The sequence below is a fragment of the Halanaerobium saccharolyticum subsp. saccharolyticum DSM 6643 genome (assembly GCF_000350165.1).
Taxonomy (GTDB): domain Bacteria; phylum Bacillota; class Halanaerobiia; order Halanaerobiales; family Halanaerobiaceae; genus Halanaerobium; species Halanaerobium saccharolyticum.
Window position 1 is genome coordinate 351,283 of record NZ_CAUI01000015.1, and the last position, 18,276, is coordinate 369,558.

General features: G+C 30.4%; 16 protein-coding genes and 1 riboswitch. Of the genes, 2 read left to right on the plus strand and 14 right to left on the minus strand.

What is annotated here, in order from left to right; translation table 11 throughout:
• Positions 1-20: 20 nt before the first annotated feature.
• Positions 21-1,214 (minus strand): acetate/propionate family kinase, encoded by a 1,194-nt coding sequence (locus HSACCH_RS06975; protein WP_005488830.1) that lies wholly within the window; start codon positions 1,212-1,214, stop codon positions 21-23.
• A gap of 37 nt (positions 1,215-1,251) precedes the next feature.
• Positions 1,252-2,250, minus strand: a complete 999-nt coding sequence (gene pta / locus HSACCH_RS06980) for a phosphate acetyltransferase (protein ID WP_005488831.1) — start codon at positions 2,248-2,250, stop codon at positions 1,252-1,254.
• 187 nt (positions 2,251-2,437) lie between these two features.
• On the opposite strand from pta, the gene HSACCH_RS06985 reads away from it, so the two are divergent.
• Complete coding sequence (locus HSACCH_RS06985; protein WP_005488832.1) at positions 2,438-3,724, plus strand: tRNA(Met) cytidine acetate ligase; 1,287 nt, start codon at positions 2,438-2,440, stop codon at positions 3,722-3,724.
• Here HSACCH_RS06985 and HSACCH_RS06990 read toward each other — a convergent pair.
• Positions 3,714-4,724 carry a YlbL family protein gene (locus HSACCH_RS06990; RefSeq protein WP_005488833.1) on the minus strand — a complete coding sequence of 337 codons (1,011 nt, stop codon included), beginning with the start codon at positions 4,722-4,724 and terminating at the stop codon, positions 3,714-3,716. The genes HSACCH_RS06985 and HSACCH_RS06990 overlap by 11 nt on opposite strands.
• Positions 4,725-4,909: 185 nt before the next feature.
• Positions 4,910-5,096, plus strand: a riboswitch (Lysine riboswitch).
• 111 nt (positions 5,097-5,207) lie between these two features.
• On the opposite strand from HSACCH_RS06990, the gene HSACCH_RS06995 reads away from it, so the two are divergent.
• Positions 5,208-6,749 (plus strand): Na+/H+ antiporter NhaC family protein, encoded by a 1,542-nt coding sequence (locus tag HSACCH_RS06995; RefSeq protein ID WP_005488835.1) that lies wholly within the window; start codon positions 5,208-5,210, stop codon positions 6,747-6,749.
• A 59-nt stretch (positions 6,750-6,808) separates the two neighbouring features.
• Here HSACCH_RS06995 and HSACCH_RS07000 read toward each other — a convergent pair whose 3' ends face one another.
• Genes HSACCH_RS07000 through HSACCH_RS07050 form a run of 11 tightly spaced genes read right to left on the minus strand, consistent with a single transcriptional unit; the run spans position 6,809 to position 18,062 of the window.
• Positions 6,809-8,893 (minus strand): bifunctional diguanylate cyclase/phosphodiesterase, encoded by a 2,085-nt coding sequence (locus HSACCH_RS07000; RefSeq protein WP_005488836.1) that lies wholly within the window; start codon positions 8,891-8,893, stop codon positions 6,809-6,811.
• 8 nt (positions 8,894-8,901) lie between these two features.
• Complete coding sequence (locus tag HSACCH_RS07005; RefSeq protein ID WP_005488837.1) at positions 8,902-9,678, minus strand: tRNA 2-thiocytidine biosynthesis TtcA family protein; 777 nt, start codon at positions 9,676-9,678, stop codon at positions 8,902-8,904.
• Between the two features lie 9 nt (positions 9,679-9,687).
• Positions 9,688-10,557: a patatin-like phospholipase family protein gene (locus tag HSACCH_RS07010; RefSeq protein ID WP_005488838.1), complete on the minus strand. Its 870-nt coding sequence runs from the start codon at positions 10,555-10,557 to the stop codon at positions 9,688-9,690.
• A 14-nt stretch (positions 10,558-10,571) separates the two neighbouring features.
• On the minus strand, positions 10,572-10,943 hold the full coding sequence (locus HSACCH_RS07015) for a YccF domain-containing protein (protein ID WP_005488839.1): 372 nt from the start codon (positions 10,941-10,943) through the stop codon (positions 10,572-10,574).
• A gap of 15 nt (positions 10,944-10,958) precedes the next feature.
• Positions 10,959-11,897: a 1,4-dihydroxy-2-naphthoate polyprenyltransferase gene (locus HSACCH_RS07020; RefSeq protein ID WP_005488840.1), complete on the minus strand. Its 939-nt coding sequence runs from the start codon at positions 11,895-11,897 to the stop codon at positions 10,959-10,961.
• Positions 11,898-11,909: 12 nt separating this feature from the next.
• On the minus strand, positions 11,910-12,398 hold the full coding sequence (coaD, locus tag HSACCH_RS07025) for a pantetheine-phosphate adenylyltransferase (RefSeq protein ID WP_005488841.1): 489 nt from the start codon (positions 12,396-12,398) through the stop codon (positions 11,910-11,912).
• A gap of 27 nt (positions 12,399-12,425) precedes the next feature.
• Positions 12,426-12,965 carry a 16S rRNA (guanine(966)-N(2))-methyltransferase RsmD gene (rsmD, locus tag HSACCH_RS07030; RefSeq protein WP_005488842.1) on the minus strand — a complete coding sequence of 180 codons (540 nt, stop codon included), beginning with the start codon at positions 12,963-12,965 and terminating at the stop codon, positions 12,426-12,428.
• Between the two features lie 22 nt (positions 12,966-12,987).
• Positions 12,988-15,045 (minus strand): ATP-dependent DNA helicase RecG, encoded by a 2,058-nt coding sequence (recG, locus tag HSACCH_RS07035; RefSeq protein WP_005488843.1) that lies wholly within the window; start codon positions 15,043-15,045, stop codon positions 12,988-12,990.
• Entirely contained in the window at positions 15,042-15,917 is an 876-nt protein-coding gene (locus HSACCH_RS07040) for a DegV family protein (RefSeq protein ID WP_005488845.1), read from the minus strand. Before HSACCH_RS07040 ends, recG begins: the two co-directional genes overlap by 4 nt.
• 11 nt (positions 15,918-15,928) lie before the next feature.
• On the minus strand, positions 15,929-17,710 hold the full coding sequence (locus HSACCH_RS07045; RefSeq protein ID WP_005488846.1) for a DAK2 domain-containing protein: 1,782 nt from the start codon (positions 17,708-17,710) through the stop codon (positions 15,929-15,931).
• On the minus strand, positions 17,700-18,062 hold the full coding sequence (locus HSACCH_RS07050; protein ID WP_005488848.1) for an Asp23/Gls24 family envelope stress response protein: 363 nt from the start codon (positions 18,060-18,062) through the stop codon (positions 17,700-17,702). Before HSACCH_RS07050 ends, HSACCH_RS07045 begins: the two co-directional genes overlap by 11 nt.
• Between the last annotated feature and the right edge of the window lie 214 nt (positions 18,063-18,276).

Genomic DNA, 18,276 nt, shown 5'->3' on the forward strand with positions numbered 1-18,276 from the left:
TAGACTGTCAAGAAAAATTTTTATTTTACCAGTTCCATTGTATCTTTAGCAATTACTAATTCCTCATTTGTAGGAACTATCATAGCTTTAACTTTAGAATCATCTGTAGAAATCAAAACTTCTTTTCCGCGACAATCATTAGCTTCTTTATCAAGTTCAACTCCCAAATATTCAAGCCCACTTAAAATATTTGCTCGAGTATCAATCGAATTTTCACCTATACCTGCAGTGAAGACTATTGCATCAACTCCACCCATTGCCGCTGTATAAGCACCAATATATTTTTTAACCCTGTAATCAAATAATTCAAGCGCAATTTCTGCCTGATGATTACCTTCTGCAGCTGCATCTTCAACATCACGGGAATCACTGCTGACACCAGAAACTCCAAGCAATCCACTTTCTTTATTCAAAATATTATCAATCTCTGAAGGCGTCATATCTTCTTTTTCCAGAAGGAATGGAATAATCGCTGGATCAATATCTCCACATCTTGTTCCCATCACTAAACCCTCAAGTGGAGTTAAACCCATACTTGTATCTACAGATTTACCATTTTTAACTGCAGCTACACTAGCACCATTACCTAAATGACAGGTTATGATTTTAAGTTCAGATAAATCTTGATCCATCATTTTAGCAGCTCTTTTAGCAACATAACCATGGGAAGTTCCGTGAAAGCCATATCTTCTTACACCATATTTCTCATAATATTCGTAAGGAAGAGCATAAATATAAGCTTTTTCCGGCATAGACTGATGGAATGCTGTATCAAATACTCCAACTTGTGGTTTATCAGGCATTAATTCTTGACAAACCTTAATCCCCATAATATTTGGAGGGTTATGTAAAGGAGCTAAATCTGCTACATCTTCTAATTTTTTTATTGCTTGATCATCAATTATTGTAGACTCTGCAAAAGCTTCTCCACCATGAACAATTCGATGTCCGACCGCCTCAATTTCATCCATGTTTGCCAATACACCATGTTTTTTTGAGATTAAGGTTTCAATTAATAACTCAATTCCCACCTTATGGTTAGGGATATCTTTTTCAATTACTATTTCTTCCCCTTCTCCACTTTCATACTCTAAATATGATCCATCAATTCCTATTCTTTGGATAAGACCCTTTGCCAATACATTTTCTGTTTCCATATTAAACAACTGATACTTCAAAGATGAGCTGCCGCTATTAATTACAAGTATTTTCATTCTTTACCTCCTATTAAAATTTATTATATGTAATTATTTATTCACTTTGAGCTTGAACCGCTGTAATTGCTGTTAAGTTAATAATATCGTCTATTGAACAGCCTCGAGAAAGGTCGTTAATCGGTGCTGCAAGGCCCTGTAAAATTGGTCCTACTGCAGCTGCACCTGCCAGTCTCTGGACTAGCTTATAGCCAATGTTACCTGATTGTAGATCAGGGAAAATTAATACATTTGCTTTACCGGCTATCTTACTATCTGGAGCTTTTCTGCTGCCTACACTTTCAACCAATGCCGCATCAACCTGCATTTCACCATCAATTTTCAAATTAGGTGCATTTTCATGCGCTATTTCTACTGCATTTCTAACATTATCTACGTTTTCGTGTTTAGCACTGCCCATAGTTGAAAATGAAAGCATTGCTACTCTAGGTTCAAAATCTAATAATCTCTCAGTTGTATCAGCTGTAGCAATTGCAATTTCTGCCAACTGTTCTGAGTTTGGCTCAGGATTTACTGCACAATCTGAAACAACCAGTACCCCTTCTTCTCCAAATGATTTATCTTTTAAGACCATTATAATCGCACTTGAGACTGTTGAAATCCCCTCTGCAGTCTTAACAATTTGGAAAGCGGGTCTTAATACATTACCAGTCGGGTTAGCTGCCCCAGCAACCATTCCATCTGCTTTTCCAGTATAAATCATCATTGTTCCAAAATACATTGGATCTTTAATTGCTTTTTCTGCATCTTCTTTACTAATCCCTTTGTGTTTTCTTAGTTCATAAAACTCATCTGTAAATTCTGAAACATAGTCAGAAGTTTCAGGATCAATAATTTTAATACCACTTAGATCAACACCATACTTTTTTGCATCATTTTTGATAGATTCAGTATCTGCTAAAATTATAATCTTAGCAATTTTTTCTGCTTCTATTTTTGCGGCGGCTTTAATTATTCTTTCATCTTCACCTTCGGCAAAAACAATTGTCTTTAAATCAGAAGCAGCTTTTTCCTTAAAATTCTTAATTACATCCATTTAAAATTTCCTCCCCCGTATTTTGAAAAATAACTTATTTGTTCTTTCTATATATATTTGCTATTATATATATAATACTGTGTTAAAGTTCCAAATCCTTTTTTATTAAAAGAAGTTCGAAAAGTAAAACTTTTATGTAAATTATCAATATATTGATAAAATTCGATTAAAATTGAGGTGTTGCTTTATGAAGACAACTGCATTAATAGTTGAATATAATCCTTTTCACAATGGCCATCAATATCATCTTAATCAAAGCAAAAAAATTACGGAAAATGATAATCTAATAGTCATCATGAGTGGTAATTTTACTCAGCGTGGAGATGCCGCTATTCTTGATAAATGGGCCAGAACCAAACAGGCTTTAAGCTGTGGTGCTGATCTGGTAATTGAGCTTCCTTTAATTTATAATATTCGCAGTGCTGAATACTTTGCCTATTATTCTATCTTAAGTTTAGACAAAAGCAATATTGTAGACTCTATTGTCTTTGGAAGTGAAGCAGGTAATATAGAAATCATATCAGCCATTGCTTTGGCTTTAATTAATGAAAGTCCAGATTTCAAAAAAGCACTACAAAATTATTTAAAAAAAGGATTTAATTTCCCGACCGCTAGACGCAAAGCACTACTTGATACCTATCAAAGTTATAATGAATTAAAAAAAGTTGATCCAGAAAAAATAAGAAAAATATTAGCAGCTCCTAATAATATCCTTGCTATAGAATATTTAAAATCCTTATTGCGTTTGAATTCTAAGATTAAAGCTCACACTATTAAAAGAGTGGGAACAGATTATTACAGTCAGGAAGTCAATAAAAACTATGCAAGTGCTTCTTTGATTAGAAATTTAATCAATAATCGGCCACAAAAAGAGGCATTAAGCGCTAGTAAAAAGTTAATGCCAGAAAAATCATGGAATATCTTAAAAAATGAAATTGAATCAGGAAGATTTGTTAAAAGTGATTCTCAAAATCAAATTATATTAAAAACAATTGATTTAATAAGACGTTTAAAAGCTGAAGATCTAAAAAAATATAAGGGTGTTGCTAACGGCTTAGAAAATCGTTTTATCGAAAAAGCAGCAGCTGAATTTAACCCAGAAAAGTTTTTAAACTCTTTAAAAACTAAAAATTTAACAGAAACTAGAGTTAAGAGAAAAATACTGCAGATTTATTTTTCAATGAAAGCTGCAAAAATTAATCTAGTGGAAACTAATGCTCCTCACTATTTAAGAGTTCTCGGGGTTAAAAAAGGTAAAGAATATTTGCTATCTAAACTGCAATCTGAATCTGAAACAGAAATAATTATTAATCCTGCTGAAAAAATTAATACAATTAATATAAATGATGATCAAGCTCTAAATCTATCTCTAAGCTATGATTTACTGGCAAGTGATCTTTATGCACTTCTTTATCAAAATTTAGAGCATAGTCAATCCCGCAGAGATTTTCATCAGAAATTAATTAAAATTTAATATCTTTTTCCAGATAATTTATAATATCAGAAATTGTTTTAACCTCAAGCAGCTCTAATTCACCAGCATATTCAGCCGCTGTTTCATAATTTTCCGTAGGCACAACAAATAAATCTACTCCTGCTTCTTTTGCCGCCATTATTTTATATTTAACTCCATCTATTCGACCAATTTTACCATCTAAGCTAACAGTACCGGTTCCCGCTATCCTGCGGCCATTAGTAATATCTTCTGGAATTAATTGATTATAGATTTCCATTGTAAAAACACTGCCAGCTGAAGGACCAATTATATTTTCAGTTTTAAAATTTACCTCGCCTGGAATATCATATTCTAAACCTTTAGAACTAATCAAAACTCCAATTGATGGATTTCCTTTATTGCCCTCAAGTTCTAAAGTTTCTAGATTAAATGTTAATTCTTCTTCATCTCGTAAAATTTTTATTTCTACTTTGTCACCAATATCTCTGTTTTTAATTATATTTACAGCATCTGCAGCCATCTCAACCTTTTTATCATCAACTGCTTTAATCAAATCACCTTTTTTTAGATTATTATAAGCAGATCCTGTTTCTAAAACTTCAACTACTTCAGCACCTTCACCAGATACCTCAACTTCGAACCCTGCCTGCCTAAAAGCTACTGCCTGTGCCTGAAGTTTACTTTCTTCCATTAGCTCAGCCATTAACTCTATATATTCGTTCATATCCATATTTTCGGGAAGCTGATCAGCTATTGATGTTAATTCCTTATCTTCAGGTGAAAAAAGAGAAATATAAAAATAATCCCAGGCCATAGCCCGTTTACTGCTGACCGCAGTTAATAAAAATTCTCCTTCATTTTGGTATCCATCTTTTACTTCAATCATTGGTGATAATTCTGTTGCAATTCCTGGTTCCATCACCTGGTATGAAACAGGGAAAAAATGACTTACCACAAATATAATTAAAATTATTCCAATTAGTCTAGAATAAAACTTTTTTGAATTTTTATTTCTCATATATATCTTCCTTTTTATTTCAATTTTTTTTAACCAGCATTACTATTATATATTATAAATACTCTTTAATGCAAAATTTTTCTCGGATTCCTTGACATAAATTATTTACTAAGTTATAATTTATATAAATTAAATATTTGAGATTGATTAGAAATTTAACTAATCATAAAAAATACCTCATCAGCTGATGAGGTAGAGGTGCAGAAAAGATCAGTAACTTTTGAGTTTATCCAGAACCAGGATTTTAAATTAAAAGTGAAAGGTTTTTCTGCCGAAGTGGTTTTTTTATTGGTTCAAAAATACCACTGGGGCTGTATATAAAATATGCAGAACTGTCATAATAATTTTTTATTATGTTGTGCTATCTCATGTCAGTTTAAAGAAGATGAGGCGATTTTTGCTATTAACCCGGCATATCGCCGGGTATTTTTTATGCCTTTAAAATTAGTTACTAATCAAAACAAAAAACTAGGAGGCTTTATTATGGAAAGTTATGGTATTATTTCTCTGCTACCACCACTACTTGCAATTATTTTAGCCTGGTGGAGTAAACAAGTTGTATTATCACTATTTTTAGGAGTTTTTGCAGGTGCATTAATTACAAATGCCTATAATCCTCTGTTTGCTTTTATGCATACATTAGATGATTACATTTTAGCTTCACTTGCAGATTCTTGGAATGCTGGAATTATTTTATTTTTACTAGCAATGGGTGGAATGATCGGAATAATTAACAAATCAGGTGGAATTATTGCAATTGGTGAATATGTTGCAAAAAAAGCTAATTCAGTAGTTAAAACTCAGTTTGCTGCCTGGTTAATGGGTGTACTTATCTTTTTTGATGATTATGCAAATACTTTAATTGTTGGAAATACAATGCGTCCAATTACTGATAAAATGAAAATATCTAGAGAAAAATTGGCTTTTATTGTTGACTTAACTGCTGCTGCAGTTTCTAGTATTGTACCAATTTCAACTTGGATTGCTTTTGAAGTTGGTGTAATTAAAGATGGATTTGATTCTTTAGGACTAGAAATGAATGCTTATGGAACTTTTGTTCAAACTATTCCTTATCGTTTTTATAGTATCTTTGCTCTGGGCTTTGCTTTAATTATTATTTTTACAGCTAAAGACTATGGGCCTATGCTAAAAGCAGAAAAAAGAGCCCGTTCAACTGGAGAAACTTTAAGACCCGGCTCCACTCCAATGGTTTCACAGGAGATGGAAGAAATTGAGCAACCAGAAGGTGAAAGTTTTACTTTTGCAAATTCATTTTTACCTATAATTGGTGTTATTTTAGTTACTTTAATTGGTCTCTGGTACAATGGAGGTGGCTTAGAGGCTGGAACTTCTATTAGAGATGCTTTTGGAAACGCAGATGCAAGTATTGTTCTGCTTTGGGCTGCGATTTCTGGTAGTTTTATTGCTGGAATTTTATCTTTTGCAAAAGGAATCCTTAACATAAGTGAAACTGTAGATGGCTGGATTGATGGAGCTAAATCAATGTTTATTGCTTGTTTGATACTTGTTTTAGCATGGTCAATTGGAAGTATTACTGAGGATTTAGGAACTGCAAATTATTTAGTTTCAATTTTAGAAGGTAATATAATACCTGAAATTGTTCCTTTAATGATTTTTATTTTCTCAGCTTTTATAGCTTTTACAATCGGAAGTTCCTGGGGTACAGTTGCAATTGTAATGCCTCTGGCTATTCCATTGGCTAATTCAATTGGCATTCCAATGTTACCAACTATTGCTGCAGTTTTAACTGCAAGTGTAATGGGAGATCACTGTTCTCCAATATCAGATACAACTATTATGTCATCAACTGCTTCGGCTGTAGATCATATGGATCATGTTAGTACCCAGATGCCATATGCCCTAACAGTAGGTTTAGTTGCTGCTTTATTTGGATTCTTACCTGCAGGTTTCGGTTTTTCAGCTGTTTATTTATTACCTTTAGGTCTAGTTGTTTTATACTTAATTGTGAGCATCATTGGTAAAAAAGCGGATGAAGTAATTTAGTCTAAAAAAATCTATTCATATAGTTAATAAACCGCTGTCAAATTGACAGCGGTCTTTTTTTATCTATAAATTTTTCCAATTTTAGATTCCGGCATTGGATAAGAAAAATAATAGCCCTGAATATAATCGTTGTTCATTCGATTTAGCTCTTTTACTTCAATTTCTTTTTCTACTCCTTCAGCAATAGTTTTCAAATTAAGTAAATGAGCAATATTAATTATTGATTCAACAATATTTTTACCGTCATCATTTTTAGTCATGTTTCTGATAAAAGATATATCTATTTTTAAATAATCTAAAGGGAATTTTTGCAAATAGTTAAGGGAGGAATATCCTGTCCCAAAATCATCGATTGAAATAGAAAAGCCCTTTTCTTTCATTTTTTTCATTACTTTTAAACTGTGATCTACATCACTCATTGCACTTGACTCTGTAATTTCAAAGTTTATTAAAGAGTTATTAATACCACTATTATCAATAATCTGATATATTTTCTGCAGATGTTTACTATCTTCAATCTGCTTTGGAGATAAATTAATAGATATTGGTACAACTTGATATCCACTCTGAATCCACTTTTTTAAAGAGTTAACAACTTTAGAAATTACAATTAAACCAACTTTTTTTATTAATTGTGAACTTTCTAAAATAGGAATAAATTTTGAAGGATAAATAATTCCTTGGTCTGAATCCTTCAATCTAAGCAATGCTTCCATTCCAAACAAACTATGGTCACTTCTTTTATAATATGGCTGATAGTAGACTAAAAAATCATCATTTTTTACTGCTTTATCCAATCTTGCTTCCATTTTATTGAATTTTCTTATTTGCGTATTCATTTCTTGATTAAAAAATGCATAATCATTATTTTTAATATTTATCAGAGCGACTTCAGAATTTGAAACTAAATTTTTAGCATTTTTAGAGTCATCTGGATAAACTGCAACTCCTATTCTCGAATTTAGCATAAAAGTTTCTTTATTATAATTAATAGTATCAGTAAATAATTCCAGAATTTTCTTGACTATATTATAAATTTCATTGGTTGATTTAATATCATTAATAATTAGAGCAAAATTATCTCCACCTAAATATGCTAAACTATTATTCTCATCAATTTTTACACAATTATTTTTATCATTTATATGTAAATTTATTAAATCCGCAATTAAATTAATTAATGTTCTTTCATTATTTGAATTATTATAAATATCATTTAAATGTTTTATCTTATCAAATTTAATAACTAAAACAGCAATTTTTTCTTCCCTTTTATTGGCTTCAATTAAATTATCAATTTTACTCTCAATATAACTTCTATTTGGTAAACCAAATATCAGGTCATAATTAGATATATATTCAATCTGTTTTAGTAACTTTTTGTTCTGAGTGATGTCTCTACCTACAGAAATAAAATTAATTATTTCATTATTATTATTCTTAATTGGGGTTATCGTCTGCTCAGAATAAAAATATTCATCATTTTTCTTTTGATTGATAATTACATCATTGAACACTTTACCGGCTTTTATTGTTTCCCATAAATTTTTGAAATACCTGTCATTATGTTTATTTGATTTAAATAGAGAAGGTTTTTCTCCTATCACTTCATCTCTACTGTAACCTGTTATTTCTTTAACAGTTGTATTTACATATTCGACAACTCCCTCAGCATCAGTAATAACTACCCAATTATCAGTTTCATTAATTGCTTTTACTAATTTAAACATTTCTATTTCATGCTCAACATTTTTAGTTAAATTTTTAGCTATAGAAATTATTTCTATGGTATTTTCGTCTTTCTTAATTTCTACATTATTCCAAATACAGTTAATTGTTGTCCCATCATTTCTAATCAAATGACTTCTAAAATTATCAGGGAGACAATTCATTTTCCCTTCTTGCCATTTAAACCAGAGATTTCTATCTTTTTCTGAAATTATAGTTGGAATAAATTCCTTATTTATAATTTCATTTTTTTCACAACCCAAAAGTTCAACTGCATATTGGTTTAAATCAATAATTTTCCCATTTTTATCCCAAGTAATATAAACTATAGGAGAATTTTTGTAAATTGCATCTATTTTCTTTTGGTTATAGCTTGATTTCTGAGTTGAAAGTCCTATATTTTTTGAATCTGACATTAATAACACTATCCTTTTTTCCAATAATTTTTCATTTTTTCAGTTAGAAATTCATTATTAATTTTTTTAGGCCATAATTCCCTATTTTCTTTATCTCTCATAGCAGATACTAAATTTGAAAATAATAAATCATCTTCAAAATATTTTTCAAATTCTTTTCTTATTCTTGATCTGCCAGTATTTCCATCATAAGGACAGCCGCTTTTCAAAGGCGAAATTTCTTGATCTGCTATATTTTCTGCTATCACATTTTCTCTAAGGTAAATTAAAGGTCTAATTATTTCAATCTTATTTTTACTTAAATATCTTTTAGCTTGTAAAGTTTTTAATTGTCCAGAATAAAAAATACTCATTAAATATGTTTCTACAGCATCATCTAAATGATGGCCAAAAGCTAATTTGTTAAAATTATTCTTTTTTAAATAACTAATCATAGCTCCTTTTCTAAAATGAGCACATTTAGAACAAGGATTTTCCTCTTCATCATCCTCTATATAATCAGAAATATTGGTATCAATAATTTTGATTTTAAGATCTAAATCAGCGGCTAATATTTTCAATTTATTAGCTGTAGAGCTATTAAAACCAGGATCTACATGAACCGCCTCTAGAATAAAATCCTTTTTAAAATGCAGATTGAATAATTTTAAAATCAAAAGTAAAAATGTACTGTCTTTTCCACCAGAAAGACCAACAGCAATTTTATCTCCATCATTTATTAAATCAAACTCTGCGACTGCTTTTACTACTTTCGCTGTTATACTATTATCAAATGATAAATCCATAGCTACAGATTACTCCTTAATTTCTTTTAACCATTTATTTAATTCTTCAGAACGAGCTTCAGCCATTTTAGAAGCTGAAACATAAATATCTTCCAGCTGTTCAGCATCTTTGCTAAAGCGATTGATTTCGATTGATTTTGGTCTAAAAACAAAAAAATCATTGTTTTTTTCTTTTTTTAAAATATAATCTAAAGTTTCATTATATACCTCATGTCTTGTTTTTAAATCATCAACTAAATTAGGATATTCATGTAAAAATAAATCTAATAAAAATTTTGCTTTCACAGGTGTTTTTCTATATCCTTTTTCCCTAGTCAAAATAACAACCACTTTTTGATAACCATCATTTACTGCTTCTTTTACTGGGATAGAGTCTCTTATTCCGCCATCCAAATAAAGTTTGTTATCAATTTCTACCGGCTTTGAAACCAGAGGTAAACTGCTCGATGCTTTAAATACTTTATCAACTTTACTTAATTGATCAAAATATTGAGGCGAAAAAAATTTAACCTCTCCACTCTCACATTCAGTAGCTGCTACTTTAAGATTAGTATTTGAATTTCTAAAGCTATTGTAATCAAAGGGTAGAATTTCATGTGGAAGTTGATGGAACAAAAAATCCATCCCAAAATAATTACCCTCTTTAATTAAATTCTTAACCCCCATATATCTTTCATCTTCAACTAATTCGGTAAAAAGCTTTTTATTACGCAGACGCTGACGACTTGTATAATTTGCTCCATTATTAGCCCCAGCCGAAACACCTATAACATGTTCAAAATAAATTCCATTTCTTAAAAAATAATCAATAATACCAGCTGTGAAAGCACCTCTCATTCCTCCACCCTCAAGAACAAGTGCACATTTTTGTGTCTGCAATTTTATAACACCTCTTAATTTGTTTTTCGAATATCTTTTCCAAAAGGCATTAATGATAAATAGGCAAGCTTAAGACTTTGTTTAGCAAAAGGAATTCCAATAATCGTAACAGCAAATATTAAAGCTGAAATCAAATTAGCTAAAGCCAGTTCCCATCCAAATACAATAATCCAGATAATATTTGCAACTAAGCCTATTGCAGAGTTGTTTTTTTCTACAATTTCTTTACCAAATGGTGCTATCTGCATTTTAGCCATTTTGAAACACTGTTTTCCAATCGGAATACCTATAATTGTTATTGAAGATAAAAGACCAGCAATAAACCAAAATATAGATTCAATTAATCCTCCAAAAATAAACCAAATTATATTGCCTAATAAAGTCATAATAATTGCTCCTTTTTATAATATTATAGCTAAAATTATAGTAAATGCTGTTGAATAATTTATAACCATAAAATTATTAACAGCTAATACAAATGTATCTTTTTTACTCTGTTTTTTCTCAAATTTATTAATATTTTGGTTGACTTTGACAAAGGATAATAATGCAAATAAAGAAATTGAAGGTAAAATATTTAAAATAACAGAAATAATTATACTTAAATAAGATAAATAATATAAATATCTAAAAAGTTTAAGGCTGCTGCTGCGCGAGATATATATTGGCAGTGTATAGCGGTTGTTTTCTCTATCATCTTCAATATCACAAATGTTATTTGCCAGCATAATATTGGCTATTCCAAAAATCAAAGGCATCGAAAAAATAAATATTTTTAAAATCGAAAGATATTGTAAATCAATAACCATCGAGTTGAATTTAATGAAAATATTGATCAAATTTAAATTATGAATATAGATTGCTAAAAAAGTAATAAAAAATCCCATAGTAAGTCCGGAAAATATTTCTCCTAAAGGAGTTCTTGAAATGGGAACTGGCCCCGATGTATATAAAATACCAATAACAAATGATATAAAACCAATTATTAAAACTATAACATCTGTATTCAAATAAAGAAGTAAACCAAACACTATTGCCAGTAAAAAAAGGATTAGAATTGTCTTTTTTACGGTTTTTTTGCTCAAATTATAATTAACAATAGCATTATGTTTTTCATAATTATAGCCCTCTTTTTTTTCTGCTCTTAAATAATCCTGATAATTATTGACAACTGTAGTTCCCATATCAACACAGAGTAAAGAAAAAAACATTAAAATAAAATTTGTTATTTTAAAATTAGCATAGTGATAGAATAAATATAAATTCCCCATTAAAAAAGGAGTAAAACTTGCTATTTTAGTTTGAATTTCTACAAGTTTTAAAAAAATAGTTAAATTCAAAAACATTCACCTCTATTTTTTAGCCTTAAACTTATTTCTTAGTTTTTGATAAACAAAATCAGGGACAAGCTCTCTAATATTACCATTAAAATAGGCTGCTTCTTTAATTACACTAGAACTTAAGAAAGCATATTTGGTATCAGTCATTAAAAAGATAGTTTCAATTTCCTCATCTAAATGCTTGTTCATTGAAGCCATTTGGAATTCTCCCTCAAAATCAGAAACAGCTCTTAAACCCCTTAAAATCGCCTCTCCCCCTATGGAATGTACATATTTAGTAGTCAAACCAGAAAAAGAATCTACTTTTACATTATGTAAATCTTTAGTTGATTTTTTTAACATCTCTACTCTCTCATCCATTGTAAAGACAGGTTCTTTATTAGGATTACAAAAAACTGAAACTATAACCTCATCAAAAATTTTTGCAGCTCTTTCTACAATATCTAAGTGACCATTTGTAACAGGATCAAAACTTCCAGGATATACAATTTTTTTTGTCATTCTACCTTCCCCTTATTATTAAGTCTATTAGTTTAATTGATAAATAACTATCAAAGAATTTCCATATTTTTTGTTTTTTATAATTTTTAATTCTTCATATTCTTCTACTTTTTCTGATTCAGATCTTTCACTAATAATTAATCCTTTTGCTTTTAATAAATCATTTTCAATAATTAATTCTATAGCTTCAGCACTCATATCTTTTTGATATGGTGGGTCCATAAAAATAATATCATATTTTTGACTACAATTTTTAAGATATAAATAAACATCTTGATTATAAAGTTTTGCCAAATCAAAAAGTTTGGCTTTTTTTAGATTCTGCTCAATCACTTTAAGATGGTCTTTATTTATTTCTATAAAATCAGACTTTGCTGCACCACGACTAAGAGCTTCAATCCCTAAACTGCCAAAACCAGAAAATAAATCTAAAACCTCAGCTCCGGGTAAATCAAAAGCTATAATATTAAACATTGATTCTTTTACTCTGTCTAAAGTAGGACGTACATCTCTCCCTTTAAGGCTTTTCAGCTTTAAACCACCAGCCCTACCGGCAATAATTCTCATTAATAAACTCCTCCAAACATTATTAAATCTTTAATTCTATTCTTGAAATAATTTCGGCTATTTCTTTATACTTCTGCTGCCAATTTTTATCTTTTACTATTATTCCTGCTTCATCTCTAGCTTTTACTAAAAGCTCTTGGTCATCAATTAAACTAGCTACTTTTAAGTCATCTATTCCATGTTGTTTGGTGCCAAAAAATTCTCCTGGTCCACGCATTTTCAAATCTTCTTCTGCAATTAAAAAACCATTGTTGCTTTTGCACATGATTTCTAAGCGATGAGCTGAATCTTCTCCAGGTGGATTAGATATTAATATACAGTATGATTGATATCTACCTCTACCAACTCTACCTCTTAACTGATGAAGTTGAGCCAAGCCAAATCTTTCTGCATTTTCAATGATCATAATACTGGCATTACTAACATCGACACCAACTTCAATCACAGTAGTTGCAATTAAAATATCAATTTTTCCATCTCTGAAATTTTCCATTATTTCTTTTTTTTCGTCAGCTGGAATTGAACTGTGAAGTAGAGCTAGTTTATAATCTTTAAAAAAACCTGAATTTAAGTCTTTATATAATTCTTCAGCAGAAATCAGTTTTGGCATTTCTTCTGATTTTTCAATTAAAGGACAGACTATATAGGACTGTCTTCCTTCATCAATTTTTTCTTTTGCAAATTCATAAATTTTTTTTCTTCTATTTTCTCTCCGCCAAAAAGTAGCAATTTTTTTCCTGCCTGGCGGCATTTCATCAATTACAGACAAATCTAAATCACCATAAATCAACATTGCCATTGATCTTGGAATTGGAGTAGCTGTCATAATTAATAAATCAGGATTATCTCCTTTTTCTTTGAGACTGTGTCGCTGTTCTACACCGAATCGATGCTGTTCATCAATTACAATTAAACCCGGCTTATCATAATTTAAACTTTCCTGAAAAAGTGCATGGGTCCCGATTATTAAATCACTATTACCCTTTTCAATTTCCGTTTCTATATTTTTGCGTTCAGATGATTTAACACTTCCTGTTAAAAGATGAATTTTGTAATTAAATTTACTTAAAAGTTCTTTAAAATTCAAATAATGCTGTTCTGCCAATATTTCTGTAGGAGCCATAAATATCCCTTGATAACCATTTGCCATCGTTTCTAGTAAAGCTAAAGCTGCAACAATAGTCTTACCAGATCCTACATCACCCTGCAGCAGTCTGGACATTGTTAGTTCAGATTCCATATCTTTTCTTATCTCAGACCAAACTCTATTCTGCGCAGAAGTTAACTCAAATTCGAGTTCTTCTAAAATTTTTTTATTTTCAGCAGCTATAAATTCGTGTTTTATACCTTTTAATTCATTATATTTTTTCTTTTCTTCCAAAGCATAGAGCTGCAGATAGAAAAATTCTTCAAAAGCTAAGCGTCTGCGTGAAACTTTTTGATGTTTTTGATTTTTGGGGAAGTGCATTCCAAGAATTGAAGTCTTTAAATTAGGAAATTTAAATTTTTTTAATATAAATTGAGGCAGCTGATCTTTAAGCAGTGAGGCATGACTTTTTATAGCATTAGCAATAATTCTACGCAGACGTCTCTGTGTTAAACCTTCTGTTAAAGAATAAACAGGAACAATTCTACCAGTATTTAAAACTGAAGCCTCAGAATCCAATTTTTCATAAACTGGATTATTGATTTCTTTTCTGTTATACTTCCTCCAGTTTTTCTCACTTATTTTGCCGCTAATTATATATTTATCACCTTTATTAAATTGATCACGAAGATAAGATTGATTATACCAAATTCCATTTACTACATCACTGCCATCAGAGAAAGTCACTCTTAATAGGTCAAGCTTATTACGTATTTTTTGATATTCAACCTTTAATACTTCAACTCTAAAATTAGCTTTTTCTCCTACAGCTGTATATTTTATTTGACTTATTTGGCTGCGGTCCTCATATTCTCGAGGAAAGTAATAAAGGAGATCTTTTACAGTTTTAATCTCTAATTTGGAAAGGCGCTCGGCCCATCTGGGCCCAACACCTTTAATAAATTGCACTTCATCTGAAAGTTTTAATTTCATTCTCCTAATAATTCTCCTCTATAAATTACTATTCCATAAACCAGTGGGCCTGTATGAGAACTTAATACAGTTCCAATTTTATTTTCTAAAATATGATAATCATATTTAGGTTGATTTTGAAGCTCAGCTTCAAACAATTCTTTTAACTGCTGATAATTATCACTATTTTTACCATATATATAGGCAAAATTTACATTATCACTATTTTCAGCAGCTTCTAATGCTAACTCAACCATTTTCTGGTTTGTTTTTTTATAACCTCTAATTTTTTCTTTAGGAGTTATTTCGCCTGTTGCAGCAGAAAGTTCTAGAATTGGATTGAAATTGAAAATACTGCCCAAAAAAGCCTGAGCTTTTCCAATTCTACCTCCCTTTTCTAGATAAGTTAATTCACTAACTGTGAAATAAATAGTTAATTTTTCTCTTTCTTTTTCAAGAGTTGATTTAATCTCTTTTATATTTTTTCCTTCTTCTATCATCTTTGCTGCCAGCAAAACCAAAAACCCAAGTCCTGTTGTAGTTGATTTAGAATTTATTATTTCAATTTTAATGTCCTCTGTTTGAGCAGCAGCTAATCTCGCAGACTCAATTGTCCCGCTTAAGGCAGAAGATATATGAATAGAAATAATCTCATCATATTTATCAGCTAAATCTTGATATTTGTCTATAAATAGTCCTACAGATGGCTGAGAAGTTGTGGGTAGTTCTTCAGCAGATTCCATCATTGAAAAAAATTCTTCATTCTCAAGATCAATTTTGTCGTAATAAGTATCATCTTTAAAATGTACAGTTAATGGTACAATTTCTATCGAATATTTTTCAATGATTTCAGCAGGTAAATCACAGGTGCTATCAGTTACTAAAGCAATCATCTTAACACATCCTATTCTAATGAAATAATAAAGGGGTATAGTGGCTGTCCACCAGGATAAACTTCGATTTCATCAAAGTCAAAATTTTCTTCCATAATTTTTTTGATTTCTTCTGCTTCAGCCGCTGTTACTCCTTCCCCATAGTAGATTGTGACTAATTCTTCGTCTTCAGCAACTTCATTTAATAATTTCTTTACTGTTTCCCTTTCAGTATCAGCACTAACCAAAATATCTCCATTCTTTAAACCTATATAATGATCTTTTTGTATTTCAAGACCATTCACCTTAGAATTTTTAACTGCCTGAGTAATCTCAAGCGTCTTTACATTTTTAATTTCAGATTCCATTCTTTCTTTTAACTCAGCTGGCTGTAGTTGATCATCAAAAGCCATTAAAGCAGTTACAGCTTGAGGAATAGATCTGGTTTCAATTATTGCAATATCTTTTTTACTTAATTCAGATACCTGTTTAGCTGCAGAAATAATATTTTTATTATTAGGAAGTATAATTATCTTTTTTGTATTCATTTTTTCAACTATTTCTAAAAAGTCATTGGTAGAAGGGTTCATTGATTGACCACCCTTAATTACATAATCTACTCCTAACTCAGTTAAAATATTAACTATACCTTCACCATTAGCTACTGAAATAATACCTATATTTTTATCTACATTGATCTCTGTCTCAGTTTCTTGACTAACTTCTGTTTTGTGTTGATTATTATTTGTAGCTTCAGTTTCAATATTTTCATCACTTTCTACAGACTTAACTGAGGAATCACCGTGGCTATAATTGGGATGGAACTTTGAATGATCAAATTCATCATCATTTTCACGCTTTACTTTTTCCTCATTTTGTTTGCGCATATTATCAATTTTGACATCAAAAACTTTACCTTTTTTCAAACCATACTCCAGCAATACTCCTGGGTGATTACTATGAATGTGGATTTTTATAACATTATCACTACCGACAACCATAATTGAATCCCCATAACTTTGCATATCTTTTCTGATCTTATCTATCGTTCTATCAATATTTGATTTTCGACTGTCAATTTCTATTAACATTTGAGTACAATAGGTAAACTTTATATCTTCTGCAGCTTCCGACTTTTTGATATTTTTTTCTGGAGCAGCTGTAGCGTGATATTCAATCTTTTCTCCTTTTAATCCTTTTAACATTCCCTCTAAAATAATTAAATATCCCTGACCACCTGCATCTACAACTTCTGCTTCTTTTAAAGCATCAAGTAACTCAGGAGTGCGTTCTAACGATTCTTCTGCTTCTTTTATAGTAATTTCTAATAATTCTATAATATCTTGAATAGAATCAACTTCAGCAGCAGCTTTTTCAGCAGCTTCTCTGGAAACAGTTAAAATTGTTCCCTCAACAGGCTTTAAAACTCCATGATAAGCTATTTCAGAAGCTTTTGTTAAAGCATTAGCCAAATCTTTTGCTTTCATCTTTTTCTTGTTTTTAAGAGCCTGTGCAAAGCCTCTAATCAGCTGAGACAGAATAACACCTGAATTACCTCTAGCTCCCATTAAAGCCCCTTTTGAAAGCGCAGCAGACAAATCTGATACACTATCATATTTGCTATCTTCAAGATTAGAAACCGCCTCTTTAAATGTTAGATACATATTTGTACCTGTATCACCATCTGGCACTGGAAAAACATTTAATGAATCAATAAAAGATTTTTGCTCTTTTAGCCAGTTTAATGATGTAAACATCATATTTTTAAATTCTTCTGCATCTACTGCAGTTATTTTTTCGTTATTAATTGGCATCGCCAACCCTCACTCCCCTTACATTAACATCTATAGTTATAATTTCAATTCCAACTTTATTTTCGAGGGTATAGCGAACTCTCTCCATAACATTGTGAGCCACTTCATGAATATTAGTACCGTATTCAACAATGATATTTAGATCCAGATGAACCTTATCTTCACTAATATCAACACCAACACCCTTACTAATATTATCCCAGCCTAAAAGATCTGCAAGACCATCCTGCACACTTCTAGAAGACATACCAACAAGACCATAGCATTCCATTACAGCAATTCCAGCTGTTTTTGCTATTACCTCTTCGTCAATAACAATTTTACCAAGTTCATTTTTTAATTCTTTTTCCATTCTTTACACCTCTTTTCATACATAATTATTCTATCTTATATATAGTCTCTATGCAAGAATAAAATTATTTAAACTAAATTTAATTATCTGCTCAGTTATTAATTAATTCAAGATAAATTTATACTTTCCTGCATCTGATAATTTATATTTTTTTAAAACTTGCTTTATTAAACTTGCTAAAGACCGTTTATCTATGTTAAAATATAATCTGACG

Coding starts and splice junctions, on each gene's coding strand:
- HSACCH_RS06975 (WP_005488830.1), bottom strand. CDS start 1,214: ATGAAAATACTTGTAATTAATAGCGGCAGCTCATCTTTGAAGTATCAG.
- pta (WP_005488831.1), bottom strand. CDS start 2,250: ATGGATGTAATTAAGAATTTTAAGGAAAAAGCTGCTTCTGATTTAAAG.
- HSACCH_RS06985 (WP_005488832.1), top strand. CDS start 2,438: ATGAAGACAACTGCATTAATAGTTGAATATAATCCTTTTCACAATGGC.
- HSACCH_RS06990 (WP_005488833.1), bottom strand. CDS start 4,724: ATGAGAAATAAAAATTCAAAAAAGTTTTATTCTAGACTAATTGGAATA.
- HSACCH_RS06995 (WP_005488835.1), top strand. CDS start 5,208: ATGGAAAGTTATGGTATTATTTCTCTGCTACCACCACTACTTGCAATT.
- HSACCH_RS07000 (WP_005488836.1), bottom strand. CDS start 8,893: ATGTCAGATTCAAAAAATATAGGACTTTCAACTCAGAAATCAAGCTAT.
- HSACCH_RS07005 (WP_005488837.1), bottom strand. CDS start 9,678: ATGGATTTATCATTTGATAATAGTATAACAGCGAAAGTAGTAAAAGCA.
- HSACCH_RS07015 (WP_005488839.1), bottom strand. CDS start 10,943: ATGACTTTATTAGGCAATATAATTTGGTTTATTTTTGGAGGATTAATT.
- coaD (WP_005488841.1), bottom strand. CDS start 12,398: ATGACAAAAAAAATTGTATATCCTGGAAGTTTTGATCCTGTTACAAAT.
- rsmD (WP_005488842.1), bottom strand. CDS start 12,965: ATGAGAATTATTGCCGGTAGGGCTGGTGGTTTAAAGCTGAAAAGCCTT.
- recG (WP_005488843.1), bottom strand. CDS start 15,045: ATGAAATTAAAACTTTCAGATGAAGTGCAATTTATTAAAGGTGTTGGG.
- HSACCH_RS07040 (WP_005488845.1), bottom strand. CDS start 15,917: ATGATTGCTTTAGTAACTGATAGCACCTGTGATTTACCTGCTGAAATC.
- HSACCH_RS07045 (WP_005488846.1), bottom strand. CDS start 17,710: ATGCCAATTAATAACGAAAAAATAACTGCAGTAGATGCAGAAGAATTT.
- HSACCH_RS07050 (WP_005488848.1), bottom strand. CDS start 18,062: ATGGAAAAAGAATTAAAAAATGAACTTGGTAAAATTGTTATTGACGAA.